24 protein-coding genes and 1 riboswitch are annotated in these 24,857 nt (G+C 40.1%); of the genes, 23 read left to right on the top strand and 1 reads right to left on the bottom strand.

What is annotated here, in order from left to right; genetic code table 11:
* Positions 1 to 5: 5 nt before the first annotated feature.
* From Gferi_RS00470 to Gferi_RS00390, 17 genes are all read left to right on the top strand, one after another.
* A complete protein-coding gene (locus Gferi_RS00470) occupies positions 6 to 902 on the top strand; it encodes a carbohydrate ABC transporter permease (protein WP_069973743.1) in 897 nt (298 codons plus the stop codon).
* Positions 903 to 964: 62 nt separating this feature from the next.
* On the top strand, positions 965 to 2,239 hold the full coding sequence (locus tag Gferi_RS00465; protein ID WP_069973742.1) for an efflux RND transporter periplasmic adaptor subunit: 1,275 nt from the start codon (positions 965 to 967) through the stop codon (positions 2,237 to 2,239).
* A gap of 9 nt (positions 2,240 to 2,248) precedes the next feature.
* On the top strand, positions 2,249 to 3,649 hold the full coding sequence (locus Gferi_RS00460; RefSeq protein WP_236932675.1) for an ABC transporter permease: 1,401 nt from the start codon (positions 2,249 to 2,251) through the stop codon (positions 3,647 to 3,649).
* Positions 3,642 to 5,063 carry an ABC transporter substrate-binding protein gene (locus tag Gferi_RS00455; protein ID WP_069973740.1) on the top strand — a complete coding sequence of 474 codons (1,422 nt, stop codon included), beginning with the start codon at positions 3,642 to 3,644 and terminating at the stop codon, positions 5,061 to 5,063. Before Gferi_RS00460 ends, Gferi_RS00455 begins: the two co-directional genes overlap by 8 nt.
* Positions 5,064 to 5,355: 292 nt before the next feature.
* Positions 5,356 to 7,032 carry a type II secretion system ATPase GspE gene (gene gspE / locus Gferi_RS00450; protein ID WP_069973739.1) on the top strand — a complete coding sequence of 559 codons (1,677 nt, stop codon included), beginning with the start codon at positions 5,356 to 5,358 and terminating at the stop codon, positions 7,030 to 7,032.
* 11 nt (positions 7,033 to 7,043) lie between these two features.
* Positions 7,044 to 8,099 carry a type IV pilus twitching motility protein PilT gene (locus Gferi_RS00445; protein ID WP_069973738.1) on the top strand — a complete coding sequence of 352 codons (1,056 nt, stop codon included), beginning with the start codon at positions 7,044 to 7,046 and terminating at the stop codon, positions 8,097 to 8,099.
* 135 nt (positions 8,100 to 8,234) lie between these two features.
* Positions 8,235 to 9,440, top strand: a complete 1,206-nt coding sequence (locus tag Gferi_RS00440; RefSeq protein ID WP_069973737.1) for a type II secretion system F family protein — start codon at positions 8,235 to 8,237, stop codon at positions 9,438 to 9,440.
* Between the two features lie 167 nt (positions 9,441 to 9,607).
* On the top strand, positions 9,608 to 10,093 hold the full coding sequence (locus Gferi_RS29105; protein WP_069973736.1) for a type II secretion system protein: 486 nt from the start codon (positions 9,608 to 9,610) through the stop codon (positions 10,091 to 10,093).
* A gap of 343 nt (positions 10,094 to 10,436) precedes the next feature.
* Entirely contained in the window at positions 10,437 to 11,600 is a 1,164-nt protein-coding gene (locus Gferi_RS00430; protein ID WP_156782289.1) for a DUF7305 domain-containing protein, read from the top strand.
* Between the two features lie 40 nt (positions 11,601 to 11,640).
* A complete protein-coding gene (locus tag Gferi_RS00425; protein ID WP_069973734.1) occupies positions 11,641 to 12,018 on the top strand; it encodes a prepilin-type N-terminal cleavage/methylation domain-containing protein in 378 nt (125 codons plus the stop codon).
* An 18-nt stretch (positions 12,019 to 12,036) separates the two neighbouring features.
* Positions 12,037 to 12,870, top strand: coding sequence for an immunoglobulin-like domain-containing protein (locus Gferi_RS00420; RefSeq protein WP_069973733.1), 834 nt, complete (start codon positions 12,037 to 12,039; stop codon positions 12,868 to 12,870).
* A gap of 91 nt (positions 12,871 to 12,961) precedes the next feature.
* Positions 12,962 to 13,705 (top strand): type II secretion system protein, encoded by a 744-nt coding sequence (locus tag Gferi_RS29090; protein ID WP_069973732.1) that lies wholly within the window; start codon positions 12,962 to 12,964, stop codon positions 13,703 to 13,705.
* A 407-nt stretch (positions 13,706 to 14,112) separates the two neighbouring features.
* Positions 14,113 to 14,195: riboswitch (cyclic di-GMP riboswitch) on the top strand.
* 35 nt (positions 14,196 to 14,230) lie between these two features.
* Complete coding sequence (locus tag Gferi_RS00410; RefSeq protein WP_069973731.1) at positions 14,231 to 14,839, top strand: hypothetical protein; 609 nt, start codon at positions 14,231 to 14,233, stop codon at positions 14,837 to 14,839.
* Positions 14,840 to 15,144: 305 nt separating this feature from the next.
* A complete protein-coding gene (locus Gferi_RS00405) occupies positions 15,145 to 15,906 on the top strand; it encodes a prepilin peptidase (protein WP_083273290.1) in 762 nt (253 codons plus the stop codon).
* Between the two features lie 20 nt (positions 15,907 to 15,926).
* Positions 15,927 to 17,006, top strand: coding sequence for a type IV pilus assembly protein PilM (gene pilM / locus Gferi_RS00400; protein WP_069973729.1), 1,080 nt, complete (start codon positions 15,927 to 15,929; stop codon positions 17,004 to 17,006).
* An 11-nt stretch (positions 17,007 to 17,017) separates the two neighbouring features.
* A complete protein-coding gene (locus Gferi_RS00395) occupies positions 17,018 to 17,566 on the top strand; it encodes a PilN domain-containing protein (RefSeq protein ID WP_069973728.1) in 549 nt (182 codons plus the stop codon).
* A 1-nt stretch (position 17,567) separates the two neighbouring features.
* Positions 17,568 to 18,752 (top strand): S-layer homology domain-containing protein, encoded by a 1,185-nt coding sequence (locus Gferi_RS00390; protein ID WP_069973727.1) that lies wholly within the window; start codon positions 17,568 to 17,570, stop codon positions 18,750 to 18,752.
* A gap of 56 nt (positions 18,753 to 18,808) precedes the next feature.
* Here Gferi_RS00390 and Gferi_RS00385 read toward each other — a convergent pair whose 3' ends face one another.
* The gene (locus tag Gferi_RS00385) at positions 18,809 to 21,055 is read right to left on the bottom strand and encodes an HD domain-containing phosphohydrolase (RefSeq protein WP_069973726.1); all 2,247 of its coding nucleotides are present in this window, start codon (positions 21,053 to 21,055) and stop codon (positions 18,809 to 18,811) included.
* Between the two features lie 206 nt (positions 21,056 to 21,261).
* On the opposite strand from Gferi_RS00385, the gene Gferi_RS00380 reads away from it, so the two are divergent.
* The 6 genes from Gferi_RS00380 to Gferi_RS00355 all read left to right on the top strand — a co-directional run bounded on the left by Gferi_RS00380 (position 21,262) and on the right by Gferi_RS00355 (position 24,734).
* A complete protein-coding gene (locus tag Gferi_RS00380) occupies positions 21,262 to 21,639 on the top strand; it encodes a type IV pilus modification PilV family protein (protein ID WP_069973725.1) in 378 nt (125 codons plus the stop codon).
* Between the two features lie 13 nt (positions 21,640 to 21,652).
* Positions 21,653 to 22,213 carry a hypothetical protein gene (locus Gferi_RS00375; protein WP_069973724.1) on the top strand — a complete coding sequence of 187 codons (561 nt, stop codon included), beginning with the start codon at positions 21,653 to 21,655 and terminating at the stop codon, positions 22,211 to 22,213.
* Positions 22,214 to 22,226: 13 nt separating this feature from the next.
* Positions 22,227 to 22,661 carry a type II secretion system protein gene (locus Gferi_RS00370; RefSeq protein ID WP_069973723.1) on the top strand — a complete coding sequence of 145 codons (435 nt, stop codon included), beginning with the start codon at positions 22,227 to 22,229 and terminating at the stop codon, positions 22,659 to 22,661.
* A complete protein-coding gene (locus Gferi_RS00365) occupies positions 22,642 to 23,157 on the top strand; it encodes a hypothetical protein (protein ID WP_069973722.1) in 516 nt (171 codons plus the stop codon). Before Gferi_RS00370 ends, Gferi_RS00365 begins: the two co-directional genes overlap by 20 nt.
* An 81-nt stretch (positions 23,158 to 23,238) precedes the next feature.
* Positions 23,239 to 23,502 carry a late competence development ComFB family protein gene (locus tag Gferi_RS00360; RefSeq protein WP_069973721.1) on the top strand — a complete coding sequence of 88 codons (264 nt, stop codon included), beginning with the start codon at positions 23,239 to 23,241 and terminating at the stop codon, positions 23,500 to 23,502.
* A gap of 170 nt (positions 23,503 to 23,672) precedes the next feature.
* Complete coding sequence (locus tag Gferi_RS00355) at positions 23,673 to 24,734, top strand: M24 family metallopeptidase (protein ID WP_069973720.1); 1,062 nt, start codon at positions 23,673 to 23,675, stop codon at positions 24,732 to 24,734.
* The last annotated feature ends 123 nt before the right edge of the window (positions 24,735 to 24,857 follow it).

Raw genomic sequence — 24,857 nt, 5'->3', positions numbered from 1 at the left:
AAGTTATGCAGGCTACCAAGCATATAAAGAGAAGACTTAGAAAGGTAGTACTGTCGGTTGTATTGCTTGCCATGGCGGTAGTATTCTTATTCCCTCTGATATTGGCTGTAACAAATTCTTTTATGAGCGAAAAGGAGATAGAGAATAGCTACAGCATGGTAACTTCAAGCAACTCAGGCCAAAAGGACAGTACTTTATCCGGAAAATATGCCAATATAAAGTTTATACCTGATATGGTGACCATTAAGCAATACTATACGGCCCTGATCAAAAGGACACAGTTTCTTATCAAATTCTGGAATTCATTGATAATAGTGGTTCCGATAATATTGGGGCAGATACTTGTTTCATCCATGGCTGCATATGCCTTTGCGAAGCTGGAGTTTGTTTTCCGTGACAAGCTGTTTTTTACATACATCATTATCATGATGATGCCCTTCCAGGTCACGTTAGTCCCCAATTATATAATGGCCGACAAGTTGGGCCTTGTGGGGAGCTACTCCTCCATCATACTGCCCGGCATATTCGGAACCTTCGGTGTATTTTTGATGAGGCAGTTTATGATGTACATTCCGGATGCATATGTCGAATCTGCAAAAGTGGATGGTGCCAGCCAGCTCAGGATATTTTTCAGCATTATTCTCCCCACGTCGAAAACAGGGCTTGCCGCACTTGCCATACTGGTTTTCATAGACAACTGGAATATGGTGGAGCAGCCGCTGATATTCCTGCAGGATGTCAATATGCACCCTTTGTCGACTTACCTGTCCAGCATCAATAGCGGCGAAATGGGGATAGCTTTTGCCGCATCGATCATCTATATGCTGCCTATGCTGTTGATTTTTCTTTACGGAGAGAATTATCTCGTGGAGGGGATACAGCTATCGGGACTTAAAGGTTGATACAGGCGGCAGCTTTAGTATAGAAAAATGTAGCAAATCGGAAAGGATTGGAGGTAGGCCATATGAATGTAATAGATGAGGATGCAAGCATCAAGAGAAGAAGGATAACGGGAAGAGCAACAGTTGTTTTCATTACAGTAATGTTTCTTTTAACCTTTTTCTCAAAAAGCATAAATAACTTCACCCTGCCAAAGGTGACTTATGAAACTCCTGCAAGCGGGGCATTGATCAAAGAGGTCTCAGGCACAGGCAATATAAAGGCTAATAATATCCAGGACCTATATGTAAGCAGCAGTATGAAGATTACGGGAGTAATGGTCGATGTAGGAGACTCTGTAAAACAGGGACAGACGCTTCTGATCCTTGATACAAGCGATATAGAAAATCAATTGGAGGATGAGCTGGATAAGTATGCTCAGAAAAAGCTGCATTTTGAAGAGCTCATGGAAGCCGGTTCGCCGGAAAGCATGATGAGTCTGGATAAAGCGGTTCAAATTGCACGGCAGAATGTAGAAAAGGCCCAGAAAAACTACGACAGCAGCAAAGTTCTTTATGAAGCAGGTGCTATAACTGCAATTAATCTGACTGATGCAGAAGTGAATCTTGATAATACCAAGCTGGACTATGAGATAGCAAAGAATAATAAGGATAAAGCAATAAGCAGTAATAAAAGAGATATTGAAAGCACGAAGTTTGATATAAGTATGGCGGAGCGGAAAATAGCCGAGCTTACCAAAGAAATGAACATGAGCACAGTAACGGCCCCCTGCGATGGGGTGGTCACCGAGCTGTATTATTCAGCGGGTATGACGGCAAATGCTTCCCAACCGCTATACAGAATTGCGGACACAGGTGAGGGATTCCAATTTGTAGCCTCTGTAAATATAAGTGCTGTAGAATACCTGGAGTCCGGAGATGGGGCTGAAATAACTATAAATTCATTGAATGGCAAAATGATACAGGGGAAAGTAAAACAAATCAGAAACAATCAACAGCAAATTGGCGTAAAAAAGGATGTCGTCATCGATATTCCTTTGAATGGACTGGTTGGAGGAGAAAGCGGCAAGGCAGACATTAAGAAGAATATCGGATCTTATAAAACACTCGTATCTAATTCAGCCGTTGGGCAGGACATCCGCGGATATTTCGTATATGTGCTTAAAGAAAGAAAAGGTCCGCTGGGGAATGAATTTTATGTGCAAAAAGTCACAGTCAGCATCGGTGACTCAGACAACACAAAAACCGTGGTTCTTAGCGGTATAAACGCTATGGATAAGGTGATCTCAGACAGTGATAAGCCATTAGCCGACGGCTCGCCCGTTATGATCGCCAATTAAGGAGTTGGTATGATGAAAAGACGAAAAGCTGTATGGGTTCTGACATTTTCCGGAATTTTGCTGATGCTTTCATTTATTATATTGGGCGGAGCATTGGTTGAGCAGTGTGTCCGGTTAAATGGCGCTTATTCCATGCAAAAGGTGCTGGTGTCCGGTAAAAACCAGGCAGATCCACAGGGAAAGAATTCTTTTTCCATTGATGATATAAAAAGGCTTAAGAAAGAGCTTTCAACAAAGGATATCAGTTATACTGCACGATCCGGTCTTGTTGACACTCCGGTATCCAGTGGCAGTATGGCTTTTCCTGTCAGGCTGATCGGTACTGATTATATGTATCCGATGTTTAGTGGTCTGTCATTGGAAGAAGGGAGCTTTATTACACAAAAACAGGAAGAAGAGGGGGCGATGGTTGCTATAATCGATGAGGAGGTGGCCTGGGATATTTTTAGAGCAAAGAATGCTACCGGCAAGACGATTGATATATTTGGTGCCGCCTTCAGGATCATAGAAGTTATGGAAAAGGATGATTCAATCATAGGAAAATTGACGGATGACGGCCTGCCGGAGGTATACATACCTGCTTCGGTAATGCTGGAGTTGGATACTACGGCTCGTATTAACGATCTTCAAATAAAAACAGCCGATGCCAATACTCTGGATCAGAATACCACCGAAATTTCGGCTGCTATCAGGCAAATAGGCAAAAATCCTTCAAACTACAATATCAATGACTATAACCTTAAGCTTGCATTAATGAAGCAGAAGCCGCTTTTGCTGGTATTTATAATTGGAATTGCATCAATGCTCATATTGTTGTCACATGTAAAAAGCCTAATCAAAGAGATATATTTTCTGATCAGAGATAGGTGTAAGACAGATTATTTTTCAAATGTAATTAAACACAATCTGAAGGGAATAGGGCTCTGCATCCTTGAAATGGCACTTTCACTAACGGGAATCGTGCTCATCTGGATAGGGATCAGATTCACACTTTATATTCCACCGCAGAATATTCCGGATGAGTTGATAAATATTTCTTACTATTCGGATCTGCTCAAAGCAGCTATTCAAGGAGGCATACAAAACAGGGGCTATCTAGCACCTCAGGTCGAGTTGATTGTTAATGTCTCCGATATGCTCCTGAACCTGTTTTTCTACATTTCCTTCATACTGGGCTCCCTGCTTTTGTATGCAGGCCTCCGGGAGCTTAAGGAATTAAATATGGATTCCAGCAGGCTTACACCTGTATTAGGTTTGTTGTTCATTCTTTCAATGGTAATTCAGATTGCGGCAGCTTTTTTGTTAGGCTTGCCGTATGCAACGGATGTAAAGGGTGTCTTGGTGGCATGGGTCTTTATATATATAAATTTTATAATAAAAAGAAAGGGAAGTGGTGTTAAAAATGTATAAAAAAACTATAAGTTTGTTATTGGTAATAATTTTTGCAATGGGCTTATCTGCTTGTGGTAGGGGAAATGAAAAGGTTTCTCAGGAGAACGGAGACAACACAGTTCAAGATCAAAAAGTAATCACTGTATCAGTTCCTGCGTCCAATAGACAGCTTGAAATAGCAGCAAGCAAATTCCAGAAGGAGCACCCTGAGTACAGGATAGATATACAGACATATCCAAGCAGCGATTATGAAACATATGTGAAAAACCTGAATACACAGATAATGTCGGGTAAGGGAGCGGACATCATATCTGTTGCCGGGCTGCCCTTTGAGAACTATATAGATAGGAATATACTGGCTGATATAGGTGATCTGATGGCTAAAGACAGCAGCTTTGATATGAGCAAATATTATACCAATATCTTCGATGCATTGAAAAGCAACGGCAGCCTGTATGTTCTGCCCACGAGCTTTACTTTCAATGTTTTGATGGCAAATCAGGAGATACTTGACAAGGAAGCAATAGAAATTGATGACAGTAAGTGGACGTGGAATGATTTCAAATTAGCCTCGGAGAAAGTGACTCAGAAGGACGGAGCCGGTGCGGGTAACCGGGCAGCATTACCCGGCGTAAGCTCTATGGATATGCTGAATCTATTTACCGGCGGCAGCTATAGTAATTACATTGACGCTGATAACAAGAAAGCCAGCTTTACTTCTGAGGGCTTCATAGACCTTCTGAATACAGTGAAGGCTTTTGGTGATGAAACGCTTGTCAACAGCAATGTACAAACAGATATGGTTTCGGTTTTGGAGGCTGCGGGCAGAGGATCGATAGTCTTCTATCCCTGCAACATCGATGATTATTTTATGTACTGGTTTATGAAATCTGCACTTAACGACCATTTAAGCCTTTACAATATTCCTTCTGCAGGCAATTCCGGTTCGAGGACCTTTACGACAAATTCGCTTTATGCCATAAACAAGAATTCCAAATATACAGAAATAACCTGGGAATTTTTGAAGGTGCTTTTGTCCGATGAAATCCAATCACAGGCATTGCAGGAAGAGGGGGCGCAAGGGAAACCTGGAGCATCAGGTGGTATAGCCCTTGGCGGTTTTCCAATAAACAGAACTGCACAGCAGCAGAAAGCACAGCTGGCTATAGATATATCAAAAGACATGAAAATGAATATAAGGTTGAAGTTGGATGGCCCCGGCGAGATTTCATTAAGCCCGGCAGCCATGACTCAAGCGGATATCGACTATATAGACAAGTTTATCTCAGAGTTGAATACTTATGCCAATGCAGATCCCAATATCGACAAAATCATTCGGGATGAAGCAAAAGCGTTCTTCAACGGGGATAAATCAGCGGAAGTAACTGCAGAGCTGATACAGAGAAGGGTAAATACCTATCTTGGAGAATAGGTAAGACCGTATATTGATAATTTAACTTCTAGGGACTGTCCCTAGAAGTTAAATTATTCAATTGGAAAAATTTTCACAAAATACAGGACTTTCAAAAAAGGCATCGAATATATAATCATAAAATTTATTAGAACAGTGGAACTACAGATACAATTGGACGCCTTATGCTGTAGGGATGTGGTGGCGTAACCGGCTAACAATCATTTTTGTATTGTTAGCCTTTTTTTACAGATTTTATTGTCTATTTATGAGGCTTAAACGCACTTTGTGACAACTGAGAGGACGGAGTCTGATGAATGCCAAGAATAAGCGATTAGGAGACCTGCTGGTAGAATCAGGATTGATTACAGAAGAGCAGTTGATGCATGCATTGCAGCTGCAAAAGAAACTGAACAAAAAGCTAGGAGAAGTCCTCATAGAGGAAAAGATTCTAGAAGAAAAGCAAATTATCGAAGTATTAGAGTTTCAATTAGGCATTCCCCATGTGGTATTGGACAAATACTACATCCAGCCCGATATCCCAAAGCTTATCAGTGAACGGTTGGCCAAAAGACATTTATTGATCCCGATTCGACTGGACCGAGGAAAACTGATAGTAGCCATGTCCGATCCACTAAATATCTTTGCCATGGATGACATCAAACTTATCACAGGATACGATGTAGAACCGGTGATCGCAACCAGAAAAGATGTACTGATGGCCATAGATCAGTACTACCAAAAAGCAAGCGCAGAAAAGGCATTGGAGGAATTTAAAGAAAGCTATGATGAAGTAGTCGAGGAAATAGACGAAGAGAGCCTGGCACAGATCAAAAATGCACCGGTGGTCAAACTGGTTAACTCTATCATTTCCCAAGCTGTCAAAATGAGAGCCAGTGATATACATATAGAGCCTTATGAAAAGATCCTGCGGGTACGCTTCCGTGTAGATGGAGAACTGCAGGAAAATATGACACCTTCCAAATCCAGCCACTCTGCCATTGTCACCAGGATCAAGATCATGGGCAAGATGGACATCGCTGAAAAGCGGATTCCCCAGGACGGCAGGGTAGAGATGAATGTTGAAGGCAGAGATATTGATATGCGGATCTCCATACTGCCTACCGTGTATGGAGAAAAGATCGTTATCCGTCTCTTAGACCGCAGTGGTGTGGTGATCTCCAAAAGCGAGCTGGGTTTTACACCACAAAACCTACGGGTCTTTGACCAAATCATTAAGAATCCTCATGGGATCATCTTGGTCACGGGGCCTACCGGAAGCGGTAAAACGACCACGCTTTATGCAGCCTTAACGGAGCTTAATGATGTCCATAAAAATATCATCACCGTAGAAGACCCGGTAGAGTATAGATTGGAAGGAATCAACCAATCACAGGTAAACATCAAGGCTGGACTTACCTTTGCCAGCGGACTGCGTTCCATTCTGCGTCAGGACCCGGATATCATTATGATCGGTGAAATCCGGGATGGAGAAACTGCACAGATCGCTGTTCGTGCAGCCATCACAGGGCACTTGGTTCTCAGTACCTTGCATACCAATGACACCGCATCTACCGTAGCCCGTTTGGTTGATATGGGAATTGAACCCTACTTGATCTCCAGCTCCGTCGTAGGGATCGTAGCCCAGCGTCTGGTAAAAAGAATCTGTAAGAATTGCAAGATTGCCTACCACCCCAGTGTAGGAGAAATCAATCTGCTGCAGCTTCCCCACGGAGCTATGCTTTACAAAGGCGAAGGCTGCAACGCCTGTAACCAGACCGGTTATAGAGGCAGAACCGCAATCCACGAAGTTATGCCGGTCACGAAAGATATTAAAAAGCTCATCGATGAGCGTAAGAATACAGAGGATTTAAGAAAAGCTGCAGTTGAACAGGGGATGACGACACTTCGTCAAAGCTGCAGAGAATTGGTCATCAACGGTATCACTACAATAGAGGAGCTGCTCAGAATGACCTACAACTTAGATTAGGAGGAACGTGAATGGACATTTTAAGTTTGTTGGAAAGGGCCGTAGCTGCAAGAGCATCCGACCTGCATATCACCGTTAATGTCCCGCCAATCATTCGGGTTGACGGACAACTTATAAAAATGGGAGAGACAACATTAAGTGCTGAGGATACGGCCAGCCTGGCAAGGCAAATGCTGACAGCAGAACAAATCAAGCAGCTGGAACAAACGGGAGAACTGGACTTGTCCTTTTCAAACTCAGGCTTGGGCAGATTTCGTATGAACATCTATAAACAACGGGGCAGTTATTGTATGGCCATCCGTGTCGTCAATATCCGGATTCCATCCTTAGAAGAACTGGGCCTGCCTGCCAGTGTCAAAGAACTGACTAAAAAAACAAGGGGACTCATTTTGGTGACCGGTCCTACGGGAAGCGGTAAATCTACTACTTTGGCGTCCATGATTGACTTAATCAATCATGAAAGAAGTGCCCATGTATTGACACTAGAGGACCCGATCGAGTATTTACATAAACACAATAAATGTATCATCAACCAGAGAGAAGTAGGAGATGATACACAAAGCTTCAGCAAAGGACTCCGTGCAGCCCTGCGTCAGGATCCGGATGTCATTTTGGTAGGGGAAATGCGTGACCTTGAAACCATGAGCATTGCCATTACTGCAGCAGAAACCGGCCATCTGGTACTATCTACTCTGCATACCCTGGGGGCTGCTAAAACCATCGACCGGATCATCGATGTATTCCCGCCTTATCAGCAGCAGCAAATCCGTATCCAGTTGGCTGCAGTATTGGAAGGCATTATCTCACAACAACTGCTGCCGAAGGAAGAAGGAAAGGGCCGAATAGCCGCCTTTGAAATCATGTTGGCAACCAATGCTATTCGAAACCTGATCCGTGAAGGCAAGACCCATCAGGTCCAAACCTCCATCCAAACAGGACTCAAGTTTGGTATGCAGACTATGGATCACTCCCTTACAGAGTTGTATAAGCGCGGCATCATTTCTCGGGAAAATGCACTGACCTATTCACTGGATCACGACATGATGAAGAAAACCATTGGTTTTTAATTGATAACGGACCTGCAGGTCTACCTAAAAAACATGGGGATGGACCTCGTGTCTACCAGAGTATAACAAAATAATGTGTAGGGAACGACGCCCTCGTCGTTCCGCAAAACTCACACAGCGAACCGAGGTGATCAAATGCCTACATATAAATATAAAGCCATCAGCGTCAACGGTCAAAGCCTCCAAGGCACCTTCGTGGCAAACAGCCGGAATGACGTCATCCAGATGCTCCGGGGCAACAACAGCTATCCTGTGATGATCCAAGAGGACGTAGACAGCCAGATGCGGGAGGTAAACCTCTTCGGCGGAGTAAGAACGAAAGATCTCGCCGTATTCTGCCGCCAGTCCTACTCCATGCTCAATGCCGGCGTACCGATTATTAACTGTTTGGATATTCTGCGGATGCAGACAGAACATAAAAAACTGAAAAACACAATCGGTGAAGTCTATGAAAATGTACAAAAAGGCTTGACCTTCTCCGAGTCTCTCAAAAAACACCTGGATGTATTTCCGGAACTGCTGATCTATATGATAGAAGCAGGTGAAGCCAGCGGCTCCCTTGATACCATCCTGGAGCGAATGGCAGTCCATTATGAAAAGGAAACCAAGATCAATAGCAAGATCAAAGGGGCTATGGTTTACCCCATCATCCTCAGCATCGTGTCGGTAACAGTGGTGATTTTTTTATTAACCTTTGTTATGCCGACCTTCATCGGAATGTTTCAAGGCAGCGGCGTACCACTGCCGCTGCCTACGAGAATTCTAATGAAATTCAGTGAACTTCTGAAAAATTACTGGTATCTGTTTTTATCCGGAACCATTGCATTGATTTACGGCACCAAACGCTATATCCTAACTTCCGCCGGACGACTTCAGTTTGATAGACTGAAACTTCGTCTGCCAGTAATAGGTAGCTTGAACCAGAAGATTATCACAGCCCGATTTGCGAGAACCCTGTCCACTCTGATGGCCAGCGGGATTCCACTGCTGCAGGCCATGGAAAACGTAGCCAATGTAGTAGGCAATAAAGTGGCTGCTGACGGCATCATGAAGGTACGGGAGGAGGTACGCAGGGGAGCCCCTTTAGCCCCACCGGTAAAACGATTGGGTATTTTCCCGCCCATGGTGGATAATATGATTCATATCGGTGAAGAATCCGGTACCTTAGATGATATCTTAGAGAAAACAGCCAACTTTTACGATGAGGAAGTGGAAGCATCCCTGCAGAAGATGATTACATTGTTTGAGCCTGTAATGATTTTAGTGATGGGATTAGTCATCGGATTCATCGTTATCGCTATGGTACTGCCCATGTTTGATATGCTCAAAACAGTGCAATAAGACGGTTTTGTGGATAAATAGAAGCTGGCTATCATTTATCCTGAATAGTAGATTGAAAAGCAACTATAGGCCTTATCCTGGGGGTGATGGGTAAAAAAAAGAGTAGAAAGAACATAGGAAGATATAGGAGGAGAAAGAGAGAGAATAAAACTAAGGAGGAGAAATGTATGATTAAAATGTTCACAAAAAGAATGAAAAACAGAAAAGGCTTCACGCTTATTGAACTGATTGTCGTTATTGCAATTTTGGGTATTATTTCTTTAGTTGCTGTTCCTAGACTAAGTAATCTGCAAAATAACGCTCGTATTGATGCAGATAGAACAACAGCAAGGCAGATTGTAAATATGACAAAAGTCTATATAGCAGATAAAAACCTGACAAATTCGGATTCAACTGCTGTAACAGTTACTAAACTAGTAGAGGCTGGATTATTAGAAACAATTCCTAAAACTCAAATGACAGATACCAATTTTACAATACAAGTAACTGTAGTTGCAGCAGTAACAGGAGTACCAGAGCATTTAAAGTTTGTAGTAAAAGATACTGCTACTAGTGCTGAAGTAATCTATGATTCTTCTGTAACAACTGCACCATATGGAGCAACAGGAAAATATAGAAAATCAAATGACCCTGCTGTTACACCTACTACATAAAAAAGAATCAAGAGTCCGAGATACTGCTTCTCTATAAGTCAATCGGGACGGTTCTCTTTGACTCACCAATATGCTAACCATCAAATGTGGATGGCTACCATTACCACATTTGATAGAAGTGGGATGTTTGATTACATCGTGAGATAGATGTTAGAAACCTAAAATAAACACTAAAACATAAATGGGGGTCAATTGATAGCATTGACTCCCATTTATGAATTTTCTTCCATACTAAATGAGAAAAAATTTTTCTTCTAAGGGATCTTAATAAAACACATAAACTAGAAAACAAAAGCAAAGCTTATCACATAAACCTATTCTCAAATCATATCCAGGAGGGGTCATGATGTATAGATACTTAAAGAATCAAAAAGGTGGAGCCTTAGTAATGGTTCTTGTAGTTATGGTGGTACTATCCATATTAGGCGTCTCTCTTTTAGGTTCTAGCGTAGCAGAAACTAAATTTGCTGTTCACCAGAATAACAAAATAAAAGCATATTTTTTAGCTAAATCGGGTGCCGAAGCCACGGCTGCATGGATGAGAAATCCCGCTAACAATGGCTCAAGTCTAATCAATAAAACTGCAAATAATAATACGATTGTGGGAATTGACGGTGCTTTTGATATTATTACAACACAAGATGCTGTGGATCCTGACTTAGTTCATATAAAATCTATTGGAAGAGTAAATAATGCACAGTCAGAAGTAATACTTACACTAAAAAAAACCGTTACCAGTTCCCCAGGAGTTTTTACAAATGCCTTAAGTGCAACAAATATGATAGCCCTTGCTGGGGAATCAAAAATATTTAATGGAGACATTCAAAGTGGAACAATAAATAATTCTGGAGGGCTCACATTAGCCCAAAGACTTAATGGATATAGCGCATCTTATGACTCTTTTACTGCGTCTCCCTTTGGATTTCCTGTTGACCCATCAGGCTACGGAAATATTCTAATGAAAAGTAGTGGTGGTGGTAGTGTGCAGCCTGCAAGATTAAATGATGATGGTTCTTCTAACCTGCTAGTATATAAAAAATTTACTGTTGAAGGTAGAAATACAATTGCAAAAATAAATACTGGTGGAACAGGCAATATAGTTGAGTTAGTTGTAGAAGAACTTGATTTACAAAACGGGATATTTAAAATAGACGGTAGCGGCAAACTGTATATCTATGTTAAGAGTAAGGCTTTCTTCGGTAATTCAGCAACAAACTTTATTAATGAAACCACTCCTGATTCTCCATCGAAACTAGTTCTTTTTCTGGGTAACAATATGACTTCTACCACTATACTAGATTCTAACACTGGTTTTAGCGGATTTATCTATGCACCTGAAGCAGATATAACGATAATGGGTTCAAGAGGATTCTATGGTGCAATCATAGGAAAAAATGTAACGGTATCTGGACAGGGAAAAGTATATTTTGATGCAGCCGCCGCAGGAAGCATAGGTATTACTAGTCCTATTATAAGTTTTGATAAAGTACGATGGGAAAAACCGTAGAAGTGAGTTCTTTAGGTTTATGAATCTAGGAGGTTATATCATGAAATACTTTAACAATAGTAAAGGTTTGACACTCGTAGAACTCATTATAAGTATAGCTATCGTAGGAATTATTGCCGTTGCTTTTTTAGGCATTTTTACATCAGGTATCACAGGGATTATTTCCGGTGGTAACCTCACGAAAGCTGGATATGTTGCTCAACAGGCTATGGAGAACCAGATTGAAGGATTAGCTATCTCATCCACAGCTGTAACAGCCTCTACTAATCCCCCTATTCCTTCATTACCGCCTGTCGCTGTAACTCTTAATTTTACAGGAGTTGCAGTACCTATTACAGTTAATGGTAAAGTTGAACAGATAGAATATGATGATGGCAGATATAGAATAAACATTGGTACGTTTATTCCTAATCCATAGCCAAATGGAGGTATTCTCATGAAAAGACCATTGAATAATAGTCGTGGCATAACCTTAATAGAACTGCTTATCACTCTAGCCATTATCAGCATCGTTACCTTAGTAATATCTTCATTTCAAATCTTTGGAATTAGAACCTTTAATATCGGTCAAAGTCAGACCAGAGTTCAGCACAACATAAGGATGACGGCCGACTATATTACAAAAGAAATGAGATATGCATATACAGTTGAGTTTTTTGATGCCCTGCCTACTCCACTGGAAGATGGGAAAAGATATTTTGTTGTAGAGGGAAATACAATCAAATATTATATAGATAACGTAGTTGCTCCACTGGATGTCCTCAATGAAACATCAGTAGATTTTTCGCCAATACTTAAATTTGAAAAGAAGTCTAATAAAACGTTAAATTTTGCTATTGAAGGAACCTATAAGGGGCAGGACTATAATATCTCTTCTGACGTAACAAGCCTAAATCTTATAAGTAATATACCTGATGGAGATGGTTCAGTAGTGGCTTTTAGCAGTCCTATTTCAGATAAAGAAGCTGTTTATATTGATTGGAGTTTAGTCAACTTAAATAACGTTTTTGTAGAGGTTATTGGCAATTATTATAGATACTCACAAAGTGCGTCGCTAATACTTGGTTATACAAATACTACTTCTCCTAAGTGTGGGTCAACTGTCACTTGGACATCTAGTGATCCTAGTTTAATAGGACATAATGGATATATACAGCAACCTGCTGATCCAGCTGATCCTCCACTTACAGGAACAGCTACTTTGACTGCAAAAATTAGAAAAAATGATTCAACAAGATACAAAACTTTTGTAGTTGAAGTTATCCCGTAGGGTGCTATTAAAAGTTGCAGTATAGCTGCTTTTAATAGCACCTAGGTAGAGAGAAAACCCTAATCTTAATAATTATTGAAAGGGGAGCCATATGACTATAGAAGCTCATAAGAAAAGAAAAACTGCAGGTTTTACACTCACAGAACTGATTATTGTCATTGCAGTTTTAGGAATATTAAGTGCCATTGCTGTGCCGCGATTTCTCAATCAGATCACATCCGCACAGAATAGGGTCGATGACGCAAATGCCAGGCTGTTAACAAATGTTGTTAATATTCAGCACGCAGAAGGCACCTCTCCGCCTTGGTATAATGGTGAGCGTTTTAATGCGGTTAACGCAGGTACAGTACACCATTTAACAGAGAAAGTGGAAATACAAAATCCAGCCAATGAGTTTGTCTATGATTCTTCTACAGGTATTGTAACCGTAGTCCCAGTCAGTGGCGCGAGCGGCGGCGATGGGAGTGGTGAAACTGAGGAACCTCCAGAACCCGGAGTACCAACGGTTGAAGAAATCATACAAGCTGCACTTGACAGTATAGTAGATTTAAGTTTCTCTACTGCAGCTACAGATGATCAACCGCGTATAGTGGTACCACCTGAAGCAGATGGGATTGTATTTACGTTTACCAGCACAACAATACATCATAATCACATTGATATATCTTCTGATAATAAGTCAGCAACCTTCACCAGACATAATAATCAAATAAGGGAAGGAAATCTGACACTGACAGCGACAAAAGATGGAAAAAGCAGTACGATTACATTCAAAATAGTTATACCAAGCAAAAATGCCGCAAATAAAGAAGTAACCGTTACAAAAATATCCTGATAAGGAATCTATAAATCTGTTTTTTTCATACAGTAAAACAACAGGATAAAATAATATTCTTTCGATCGGTGGAAAGATACTAAAGCATTCTTATAAGAAGAGAAAAGTACCTAATCTTGTGAATAGGATTAGGTATTTTTTATATCTAAATACAGTACATAGATTGCTTGCAACCTATCAGAATATATAGTTTTGAATGCTAATACAAGTACTTATCAAGACAGATAATAATTGTCAAAATATGCAGAAAATAATTCATTGACTCGCCTCTACGTATGTCTTATATTTAACATATAGGCAATTGTTACCATGATCTACTACTTTTTACCCATAAACGAATCACTTATGCCTAATTTCAACAGCATATCATGGAGGTGAGTCAAAGCTACATCAATATTTGGGCTTTAAAACTTGGGGTAGCTGAGAAGTATAGTCCGTATATGGACACTTGGGCTATATGGAGCTAGTAGTGTAACCGACCCTCTTGCAATGGAAAATTTTAAAATGTGAGAGGAGAATGGCAAAATGAAAAAAGTATTAGCAATTTTATTAACGTTAGTAATGGTATTAAGTTTAAGCATGACAGCTTTCGCTACAGGTTTAACTATCACAATGAATGAAATTGGTGATTTATACTTTACAAGCTTTCCACAGACAGTTCAAGTGACTGGTGCAGTCTCAGGTTTTGAGTCCCCTCATGGTGTAGAACTAAAACTCTATGTGAATGATGTACAAGTTGGCTCAACTCAGCAATATGCAACCAATCCATCATCACAAAACGCTATAACTTCACCATACAATTTTAGCTTTAATTGGGCTATCGCAGAGCCAAATATTTATGAGGTAAAAGTAACAGCTAAACAAAGAAGCACTACTGTTGAAGATTTAGAAGAAGTAGTAGTATCCTATCAAACAGTAACCGCTACATATCCTGCAGCACCAGCAGTAGCTGCTGAATTATTAAGCGAAGCCGGATTAAAAGCCAAGTACGGAAAGAATGGCAATTACATCTCAGATGTAGCAAAAGAAATGGGACCGGGTGCAACGTTTAAAGGTATTCAAAAATCTGATGTAAATGCTTATAGAAATGCTGTAAAAGCATTCTTAATCGAACTTGGAGCTGACTTACAATAAAATTATATAGGTATTTCTTCTTCTATCTTTACTTTAAGATCATGGAAGCAATAGGTACGGTTTCCTATTGCGCTTGATAATATTAAGGAAATTGAGTTGGTGTCTTAGGATGCTGGCTCTTTTTCATGCTAAGACATCAAAAAATATTATTCATTTTCTTCCATGATTGTTAAATGAAACAAAATGATTTAATAAGGTTCTACTTATCAGAGCATACCTAGGATTGTGAATATTTCAATATTATGGTATAATTTTCTAGTAATATTGTCCTATTTTTATAAATTATCAGTGAAGGGAAGAAGCTTGTGAATATCATTATTTTTATTTACGGACTATTAATCGGTTCTTTTTTAAACGTCTGTATTTATCGTATTCCCATAGAAAAATCCATCATTTTTCCAGCCTCTCACTGCCCTCTATGCAGTACTTCTCTAAAACCGATTGATCTTATCCCTGTAGCAAGCTATCTCTCAACAGCCGGAAAATGCCGGTATTGTGGAGAAAAAATTTCTCTAAGATACCCTACTTTTGAACTGATCACTGCGTTAATTTTTTCTCTACTTTATTATATCTTCGGATTATCAGTAGATTTTTTTGTTTACACCTTCATTGCCTCTCTGCTGATTGTTGTTACTGGAATCGACCTTGATTATCAGATTATCCCGGATGAAATCGTACTGATCGGCATAGGCGCTGCTGTGATTTACATACTATATAGTTATTTTATCCTCAAAATTCCGATAAGTCTATTGAGCCACTTGGGAGGTCTGCTGGTTGGCGGTGGCCTCTTTCTTCTGATTGCCATAGCTTCAAACGGCGGCATGGGTGGGGGAGATATCAAGCTGATGGGCATGCTTGGACTCTGGTTAGGTATTAAAGGCATATTAATTACGACCTTCTTATCATTTATTATTGGTGCAGTTATATCTTTGATTCTATTAGCCACAGGACAAAAAACACGCAAAGAAGCGATTCCTTTCGGTCCCTTTATCGCTGCAGCTGCACTGATTACCATCTGCTTTCAAGAAGAACTGTTGACTTGGTATATCCAAAGGTTTATTTCATAAATCCAAAAGGAGGAGACACCTTGAGAAAAAGTAAAGCTGCTTCGAAGGAGAAAGAGCTTTTGTCACTGGATATCGGTACATACAGCTTAAAAATAGTCATAGGAAAAATCGACAAAGACATGATTATGCTAGATAAAGCCTTTACAGTACCAATACCTTCGGATCTCTATCAGGATGGACAAATCATTAATATTCAAAAGCTGAAAGATGTTATCGAAGGGACACTTGAAGCAAATAAAATTCGTACCAAGTCTGTTGTATGTACGTTGGAAAGCAGTACGATTATTACTCGGGAAATAGTTTTACCGATGGTAAAGCCACAAGAACTAAAGGAAATGGTTCGTTATGAAATTCAACAGTATCTCCCCATCGAGCTTGAGCAATACGTCATTCAGTACAAGTTGTTGGAAGAATTTAAAGAAGGGGATACAAAGCATGCCAATATTTGGGTGGCTGCATTACCCAAAACCATCGTAGAAAGTTATCTTTCTCTTTTAGAATCCCTCAACTTAAAACCGGTTGCACTGGATATCCATTCAAATACAGTTGCTAAGATTATCGATTCAAATTGCCAGATCAACAAGGCCGCAGCTATTTCCGACAAAACGGTTGCGCTCATTGATTTAGGCCATCATCATATGAATGTTACTATATTGGATAATGGAAGCTTTAAATTCAATCGGCTGTTAAATATGGGTGGTAAAGACATTGAAACAAATCTGTCCAATTTTTTGGATTTTTCAGTGGAACAAGCAAAAATCAAAAAGTTGGAAGCAAGTGATATTTCTGAAATCGAAGGAGATTATTCAGAGGAATCTCGAACGCTTAACATCATTAAGTCCAGTATTGATACTTGGATTGATGAAATAGAGCGGGTTTTTAAATACCATACTACCAGAAGTACAGGTAATAAAATTGATGAAATTTACTTGTTTGGCGGAAGTGCCAACCAAACAGGTATTGAAAAATACATGGAGGAATCCGTTAATATTCCTACCTATAAGATTAAGACTATCAGCAATGTTAATACATCCGGCATCAAGGGCAATATAGATTTAACAGGATATATCAATGCCCTTGGAGCCATGATTCGAAGATAAGGAGGGTAGCCATGAGAGATATAAACTTTTTTGAACCCTATGTAATGAAAAATAGAGGTAAAGAAAATAAACAAAAAATTTTCTATGGCATCACAGCCTTATCAATCGCTGCTGTCGTATCTTTTCCCGTATTTAATTTATTTTATGTACAGAATATGAAAAGAGATATTCAGCATATGAAAACAACATTGGAAGCACCGGAGGCAAAGGAAAAGTTACAGCGGGTTGAAGACAAGCAGGCAAAGTTGGAAGAGATTAAAAAAGTTCTTCCGATCATACAAAATAATGAAAAAGAGCTGCAAAAAATTGAAATACTCGATGAACAATTCATCCAAACCATTATGGATTCGATTCCAAAAGATCTACAGTTTGATTCTTTGAATATTTCAGATTCTAATGTCAATATTGCAGGAAAAGCACGAGACAAGTCTGCTGTTGCCGAACTGCAATACAATCTGCGTGCTACCAATAAATTTTCTGATATCCATGTTGCAAATATAAGTTTTAAAGAAAACGAGTATGATTTTTCATTGCAGTTCGCAGTAAAGGATGTGAATTAGAATGAAGCTGACGAGACGGGAAAAAACACTGGTATCCCTCCTGGGGGCTGTTGTCTTTTTATGGGGATATTATCAGTTTCTTATTACACCTCAGCTCCTTCAGGTCGATGCATTAAAACAGGAGAAGCAGCGTTTTGAAACCGAGATAACAAAGCTGGAAAATGCTCCTGCGGTGGAAAAACAGCTGGATGATAATATTTTTCAAATGAATGAGCAAATCTATGAAATCACATCCAAATACTTTACCAATACTGAGCAGGAAGAGTTAATATTGCTTTTCAATGAATTCTTCCAAGATGATACTTTCAAAGTAGAAAACATTACCTTTACGCCTTATACAAAAGAGCAACTAGGGGAAATAGAAATAGACGCAGCAACTGTCAATCTGTCATATGAGGGTGATTATTCCTCTCTCATGAAACAGCTTAGGACTTTTTGGAAATTTCAAAAGAAAATCGTGGTCAAAAATATCAACATGACCAGTAAAGAAAGCAGCAAGCTTACAGGAAATCTCGAATTAGTCTTTTACCGTATGCCGAATAGTCCCGATTTAAAAGACGACTTGTTCCGATGGTACATAGATGAAGATTACTTTAAGGAAAATCCATTCTTAGCAGTAACTCCGCAAGGGGGTTTAAACATTAATTACCTGTTTATCGGTGGAGATCCTTCAAAGCTGAAAAATGAAGAGTATAAGTCCTTTGCGGATATCAAAGGGCATTGGGCGGAAACGGAGATCAACGACTTTGGCGGCAAGTTTTATGTTAGAGGAGACGCAGACAACAACTTTAAGCCTGATGAAGCTATGACCAGGGGAGAATTTGTCATCATGCTAGACCGGCTCTATCAGTGGCCAATGCCGGAAGAAAAAATCGATCTGACAAAATTTGAGGATTATGGAACATTAGGCAGCTATGAAAACTCCATGGCTAAAGCAATCTTTAAGGGATATTTAGGCGGTTATGTAGCCGGCTATAAGGACAATACCTTGCGTCCACGAGCACCTATCACCTACGGGGAAGTGGAGTATATGATGCGTCCCGTACTATCTAAACCGGACTTTAGCTGGAATCAGATGGGTGAGAAAATCAAATCCGAAAAGAATATTATTTCCAATGGACTGGATAATAAAAATGCATATCTAACGAGGGCGGAAGCGGTTTATTTGTTATATCATACAAAATAAATAAAAAGCGATTGAGTTTTCAAGAGTGGAAACTCAATCGCTTTTTATTTAAGATATTACCGACTCATCATCTTGATAAATGTCTTTGCAATATGTGGATCAAACTGAGTTCCGGAACATCGGTTAATTTCTCTTAAGGCATCCTGCTTACGCATAGCCTTCTTGTAAATCCTGGAATGGGTCATCACGTCATAGGCATCAACGATGGAGAGCATCCGCGACAGCTTGGGAATTTCCAATCCCTTTAATCCATTCGGGTAGCCTGTACCATCCCATCGTTCATGGTGGTGGAGTATGTATTCTGAAATATGTGAGAGCTTCTTAGAGGACTCAGCGATCCGATAGCCGATTTCTGGATGCTTTTTCATCGTCTCCCACTCTTCGGCGGTGAGCTTGTCCGCCTTCATCAGAATGCTGTCGGCGATGGCGATTTTACCAATGTCATGAAGAAGGCAAAAAAGACTCAAGTCATCTTGTTCCTTATCTGCCAAGCCGAGCTCTAATCCTAACTGATGGCAGGTTTTGCGCATCCGCTGTGCATGCGCTTCAGTCTCATGGCTTCTTTCATAGAGAGTCTTCTCAAGAGAGGAGATGATCACACTATGATTGCTTTGGCTCTCTAACAGCTTGTGCTGATACATGCGATCCTCAGCCTCCTTAATAATTTGAGATACTTCTTGGTTCATGATGGACTTGGTAGCACTTCCCAGAGAAATACTGGGCTTGATCAGCTCACTTTCTGCCTCTACGCAGGCAGCATTAATCCGTGCACAGATCTCCTGACTTACTTTTTCATCGGTCTTAGGCAGGATGATGGCATACTCATCACCACCCCAGCGGGAGATGATGTCGCTTTTTCTACAGCTGCTCCTTAAGATGTCGGCAATCTTGATCAGCAGCTTGTCTCCCTCGTGATGACCGAAAACGTCATTGGTCAGTTTAAGTCCATTGAGGTCTCCGATGATAATAGAGAGGGGGAGCTGTCTTTCTGTATCCAGTCTTTTTAGTTCCTCTTCAAAATAGGCGCGGTTGTATAAGCCTGTCAGTTTATCGTGAAAGCTGAGGTAGCGAACTTCATCCTCAGCTTTTTTTCGTTCATTAATATCTGTATGGGATCCTGCCATACGGATAACATTGCCTTCTTCATCCCATATGGCCTGAGCTCGGGCCAATATCCATTTATAGGTGCCGTCCTTGCACATCATTCGATGCTCTAGGGAATAATAAGATATGTTTTTCTTCATATGGTCATTCATGGCCTTCATCACTTGCCCGATATCATGGGGATGAATCAGTTTTGTATAGCTATAGAATGTATTATCCAGTTCATGATCTTCAAATCCTAGCATTTCTTTCCAGCGGGCAGAGTAGAAGGCTTCATTGGTCTTGACATTCCAGTCCCAGATTCCGTCACTGTTGCCTCGAAGTGCCAGCTGCCAGCGCTCCTCGCTTTCCCGGATGACTTCCTCCGCATGCTTGTACGCGGTTATGTCGGTTACATATTCTACAACCATTTCCAGATTACCTTGCTCATCAAAGAGAGGGAAGCAGTTAAGCTCCATCCATCTGCTGTTCCGCATCTTCACCTGCTTACCCACTAATGGCTTCTTGGTTTCAAAGACAACCTTCGCTACACAGTTGTTATAATTTTCTTTTATATATTTGCAGGTACGAAAACATTTTTCACCCAAGATCGTCTTTATTTCTAATCCCGTATCAAATTCAGGCCAGTTGCTGTATACCACATTATAGTAACAGTCAATTACAGAAAGTATACCAGGAATGGAGGAAACCACATTCATCAAGAGTTTATGGAGGTTTTCAAATTTTTCATCAGCCTTTTTTCTATAGGTGATGTCACGGGCAAAGATGCAGACATATTCTATTCCTTGAAAGTTCATATAATCAAAGGTAACCTCAACAGGAATAAGGGCCTTCATCTTTGTTTTCATGGAAGTATCATAAGACATGGTATGATAACGGGTGATCTCTGTCCAATGATCTTCCCACTGACTTTGTGAATAATTGTTTAGAATATCGAAAACAGTCATCGTTAAAAACTCTGGTTTATGATAGCCTAAAAGCTGGCAGGCTGCCTTATTGGCAAAGAACAGTTTCCCTGTATATTCAATCCAAAAGATTAGATCCGTGGCATTTTCAACAGTGAATTCAGCCATCATTAGAGTTTCTCTCAAAAGGCTGCCATCAGCAGTTTCCTTTCTATTGCCTGCGACCATAAAGGAATGATCGTCGGCGGAGTATCCCATATTAGTTTTTGCAAATAAGTTGTCGCTTCTCATCATCTATTCCCTCCATAAAATCAAAAGGCCATAGAAGCTATTTCGCCATGCTACATAATTTTCCTCTTTTTATATGATATTCGACAATTATCACGTACTAAATCTTTTGATTATGTGAAATTTTTACAATTTTCTTTATTTTAAAAAAGGATTTTTTTGGAAGATATAGAATTCATTAGTATATTGATTTGAGTTCGGAGGGGTTGTGTATGAAGAAGCAGCTATTCTACAAAGGGGGACTAACTCTCATAGAAGTTATTGTGGGGTTTGCTCTGATTGGCATTCTCTTGATACCCATTTCAATGCTGTTTATAACTACCCATCGAATCAATCAACAATCTAGAACGATGTTAGAACACACACATTTGGCACAGCAGTATATGGAGCGTGCGAAGCACACCGCAGATATCAACACAAATCCCATGGAGATCATTCTGCCAGATAAAAATGTAAAGATCATATGGAGCATTGAACCTCATTCCGACTCCAGGCTGTCTCATCGGCTGCAAAAGCTGGAGATTCAAATAAGAGACTTAGAGAATGACCGGGAAATACTCCGAATGTTGAGTCTTCGCACAAACACTTAAGGAGGAGATACTCGTGAAACCTAAATCCCATCCTTCAAATCAAGGCTCTGTTTTGGCCGTTGTTCTGATTTTTTTTGCCATCCTCAGTACTCTTGGTGCTGCCCTATTGGACCTGAGTACGATAAACTACAAGATGAAGCTGGTCAGTCAGCATCACAAGCATGCCTTTTATCTTGCAGAAGCGGCCATAGAAGAAGCTTATGCCTTAATTGCAAATGAAATAGAAACAACCTTACATGCAATTTCTGTCGATGAAATAAATAATGTGCAATGGAAACAGCAGTATATTACGAAGCTGAATGAACAATTATTGCCCCTTCTGCAAAATCATACCTATACACACCTTGATACCGTGCATTCAGAAACACCGCCGATGGTAACCCTCTTATCCTTTGAGTCCTTTCGTAACCATTATGAACCCTGCAAAATTCTTCTTGAGTCCACGGCTACTTATTATAGGGTTTTCCACGACCAAAAGGCGCGTATCGAAATTGACGTTCCAAATAATCCGCAACACTTAACTGCTATAAATCCGGAAAGTTTAATCCGTATCATCTATCTTCCTATAGAATAGGCAGGTGACTCCAGTGAAGGTAAAGCAAAAGGGATATACCTTGATTGAACTGGTTTTGGTAGTCAGTTTAATGAGTCTGTTGACCTCAATAGCAGCACCTCGTATGGACAAAACCTTTTTTAACATGAAGGTCTATAGCCGGGAACTTTGTGCGGATATACGGTATATTCGGCTTATGAAGATGACAGAAGGGGGAGCATATCGGATTTTGCTCCATGAAGAATATTATCGGGTTTTGAATGGTTCAAAGGAATTGAAAACCGTTGAGCTTCCAAAACATATGCAACTTCTTTATCCTGCTCAGGTTATCCGTTTTAATCAAAATGGTGCACCTTCTTGGTCCGGCACCATTTCTGTGCGTGATAAAAAATCCGGCAGATATTATGAAATTACGATTGTACCTGCCAGTGGGAGAGTGTTATTGAAGGATGAAATCAAAAGCTCTTGATCAAAAAGGCTACAGCGCAATGGAATTATTGGTGACATTGGCAATTGCCTGTCTTGTTTTATTTCCACTGTATACCTATTTTCTCTACCATTATCACTTTTTTGTACAGGCTGAGGAACAGCTAGAGGTGCAGTATCATCTACAAATCGCCATGGAAGAGCTGGTAGATAATTTAATTTTTACCAAGGGAATTCAACATGTAGACTTTTATGATGCAGCACGGGGTCATGTGAAGAAAATTATTTTTGACAACAGTCCTCAGGGTAATTTAGCAAAAAAGAAGCTGGTGATTGAGCATAAAAAAAGTCTTAAGAGTCTGTGGTATGGCTATGGAAGCGAGGCCAATGTAATTTATGCCAATGATATTGAGCTGTTGCAGATTGAACCCATAGAAGAAACTTACCAAAACTGCAGAGGAATACGGATCTTTTTGGTCAGCAGCCGCGGAAGTGCGAAGTTTGAGGCAGAAAATGAAGTATATTTTCGAAATTATTAAAATGAATAATGTATAAAAAGAAAGGATTTTTCTCTTTTTTATGGAATTCTTCAAAAAAGCACATATTAAGGGGGTCAAATTATGTTGAAAAATTATATGGAAGACGTGGTAGAGCATATACTGCCTTCTATGTTAAAAGCTTTCCCAAGTATCTGCACTTGTGAACAGTGTATTCTCGATATTAAGGCGATCACATTAAACAACCTGAAACCTCATTATGTGGTGACACAAGAAGGTGAGGTTTACAGCAGGGTCAATGAAATGTATCTGCAGTTTGAAACCGATGTAATCAGATCAATTATTCATGCCATCGATATTGTCTCCAATAACAAAAGACATCATTAAATGTCTGTGTGTTTTGTAAATTTCTCTGATAGTTGGTTATAATATGTAGTAATCCTTTAAAAATTGTATTCAAATAAGCAAAATTGTGTTATCATATTATAGGATTCTGCAGAGGAATTCTTTAGCATCATTGGAAAACTTATGAATATTTTCTGAAAAGGGGGCTCACTATGGAGATAAGGATTGCTAAGCTTCGAAAACTGCTGGAGGAAATGAAGCTGGACAGCGCATTAATCTATAAACCAGAAAACAGAAGATATATGAGCGGTTTTACCGGTACTTCCGGATATGTTTTTATCACCACAGATAAAGCTTATTTTATCACAGATTTTCGTTATGTAGAACAAGCTGCTGTCCAGTGCAAAGGTTATGAGATCCTTCAGCATTCCAGTGAAAAAACCCTTTATCAAATTTTAGAAGGCTTTCCAATTCAGCACATGGGTTTTGAAGGTGACTTTGTTACCTATCAAGAATATAAGGAGCTTACTGAAAAGCTTCCCCGTATTGCTTTCGAATCCTTGGGGAGTACCCTTGAAAAGTTGAGAATCATAAAAGATGATCAAGAGATTGCATTAATTGAAAAAGCAGCCAAAATAACCGATGAAGCCTTTTCTCATATCTGCCGATATATAAAACCGGGTGTTACTGAGTGGGAGATCGCTTTGGAGCTAGAAAGTTTTATGAAGAAAAAGGGCGCCAGCGCGACTTCCTTTGATAGTATTGTAGCTTCTGGAAAGCGTTCCTCACTGCCCCATGGAGTAGCTTCAGACAAAATGATTGAAACAGGCGATTTTGTCACCTTGGATTTTGGTTGTGTCTACCAAGGCTACTGCTCTGATATGACGCGAACGATTGTAGTAGGAAAAGCCTCTGAAAAGCAGCGGGAGATTTATACAATCGTATTAGATGCTCAGTTAAAGGCATTAGCATTTATCAAACCGGGTGTCACAGGTATCGAAGTAGATCGGGTTGCCCGTGATATTATCTCCGCCAAAGGCTATGGAGCATATTTTGGACATGGACTAGGGCATGGTGTTGGATTGGAAGTCCATGAATCGCCCCGGCTGTCCCCTTTAGGGAAGGATGTACTGCAGCCAGGCATGATTGTGACCGACGAACCCGGTATCTACTTACCTGACTTTGGCGGCGTAAGAATAGAAGATTTGGTATTGGTGACGGAAACAGGCCACCGTACATTGTCTAAGTCTACAAAGGAATTAATTGAATTATAGAAGCGCCATTCTAAACGCAGTGAAGAATCTTAATCATTGAGACCCTTCGCTGTTGCTATGAATGACAACCTTATAAAAAGATTTGAAAGGGAAAAAGCTATTGGTTCTCTATAAACCGATAGA

This window comes from Geosporobacter ferrireducens, assembly GCF_001750685.1.
In the GTDB taxonomy this organism is placed as follows: Bacteria; Bacillota; Clostridia; order Peptostreptococcales; family Thermotaleaceae; genus Geosporobacter; species Geosporobacter ferrireducens.
This window is presented reverse-complemented; position numbering and strand designations above follow the sequence as displayed.

What these genes read in the sequence shown, in the direction of transcription:
- Gferi_RS00465 (WP_069973742.1), top strand. Translation starts at nt 965, where the DNA reads ATGAATGTAATAGATGAGGATGCAAGCATCAAGAGAAGAAGGATAACG.
- Gferi_RS00440 (WP_069973737.1), top strand. Translation starts at nt 8,235, where the DNA reads ATGCCTACATATAAATATAAAGCCATCAGCGTCAACGGTCAAAGCCTC.
- Gferi_RS00445 (WP_069973738.1), top strand. Translation starts at nt 7,044, where the DNA reads ATGGACATTTTAAGTTTGTTGGAAAGGGCCGTAGCTGCAAGAGCATCC.
- Gferi_RS00455 (WP_069973740.1), top strand. Translation starts at nt 3,642, where the DNA reads ATGTATAAAAAAACTATAAGTTTGTTATTGGTAATAATTTTTGCAATG.
- Gferi_RS00380 (WP_069973725.1), top strand. Translation starts at nt 21,262, where the DNA reads ATGAAGAAGCAGCTATTCTACAAAGGGGGACTAACTCTCATAGAAGTT.
- Gferi_RS00425 (WP_069973734.1), top strand. Translation starts at nt 11,641, where the DNA reads ATGAAATACTTTAACAATAGTAAAGGTTTGACACTCGTAGAACTCATT.
- Gferi_RS00355 (WP_069973720.1), top strand. Translation starts at nt 23,673, where the DNA reads ATGGAGATAAGGATTGCTAAGCTTCGAAAACTGCTGGAGGAAATGAAG.
- Gferi_RS29090 (WP_069973732.1), top strand. Translation starts at nt 12,962, where the DNA reads ATGACTATAGAAGCTCATAAGAAAAGAAAAACTGCAGGTTTTACACTC.
- Gferi_RS00360 (WP_069973721.1), top strand. Translation starts at nt 23,239, where the DNA reads ATGTTGAAAAATTATATGGAAGACGTGGTAGAGCATATACTGCCTTCT.
- Gferi_RS00470 (WP_069973743.1), top strand. Translation starts at nt 6, where the DNA reads ATGCAGGCTACCAAGCATATAAAGAGAAGACTTAGAAAGGTAGTACTG.
- Gferi_RS00390 (WP_069973727.1), top strand. Translation starts at nt 17,568, where the DNA reads ATGAAGCTGACGAGACGGGAAAAAACACTGGTATCCCTCCTGGGGGCT.
- gspE (WP_069973739.1), top strand. Translation starts at nt 5,356, where the DNA reads ATGAATGCCAAGAATAAGCGATTAGGAGACCTGCTGGTAGAATCAGGA.
- Gferi_RS00365 (WP_069973722.1), top strand. Translation starts at nt 22,642, where the DNA reads ATGAAATCAAAAGCTCTTGATCAAAAAGGCTACAGCGCAATGGAATTA.
- Gferi_RS00410 (WP_069973731.1), top strand. Translation starts at nt 14,231, where the DNA reads ATGAAAAAAGTATTAGCAATTTTATTAACGTTAGTAATGGTATTAAGT.
- Gferi_RS00430 (WP_156782289.1), top strand. Translation starts at nt 10,437, where the DNA reads ATGATGTATAGATACTTAAAGAATCAAAAAGGTGGAGCCTTAGTAATG.
- Gferi_RS00420 (WP_069973733.1), top strand. Translation starts at nt 12,037, where the DNA reads ATGAAAAGACCATTGAATAATAGTCGTGGCATAACCTTAATAGAACTG.
- Gferi_RS00460 (WP_236932675.1), top strand. Translation starts at nt 2,249, where the DNA reads ATGATGAAAAGACGAAAAGCTGTATGGGTTCTGACATTTTCCGGAATT.
- Gferi_RS00395 (WP_069973728.1), top strand. Translation starts at nt 17,018, where the DNA reads ATGAGAGATATAAACTTTTTTGAACCCTATGTAATGAAAAATAGAGGT.
- Gferi_RS29105 (WP_069973736.1), top strand. Translation starts at nt 9,608, where the DNA reads ATGATTAAAATGTTCACAAAAAGAATGAAAAACAGAAAAGGCTTCACG.
- Gferi_RS00385 (WP_069973726.1), bottom strand. Translation starts at nt 21,055, where the DNA reads ATGATGAGAAGCGACAACTTATTTGCAAAAACTAATATGGGATACTCC.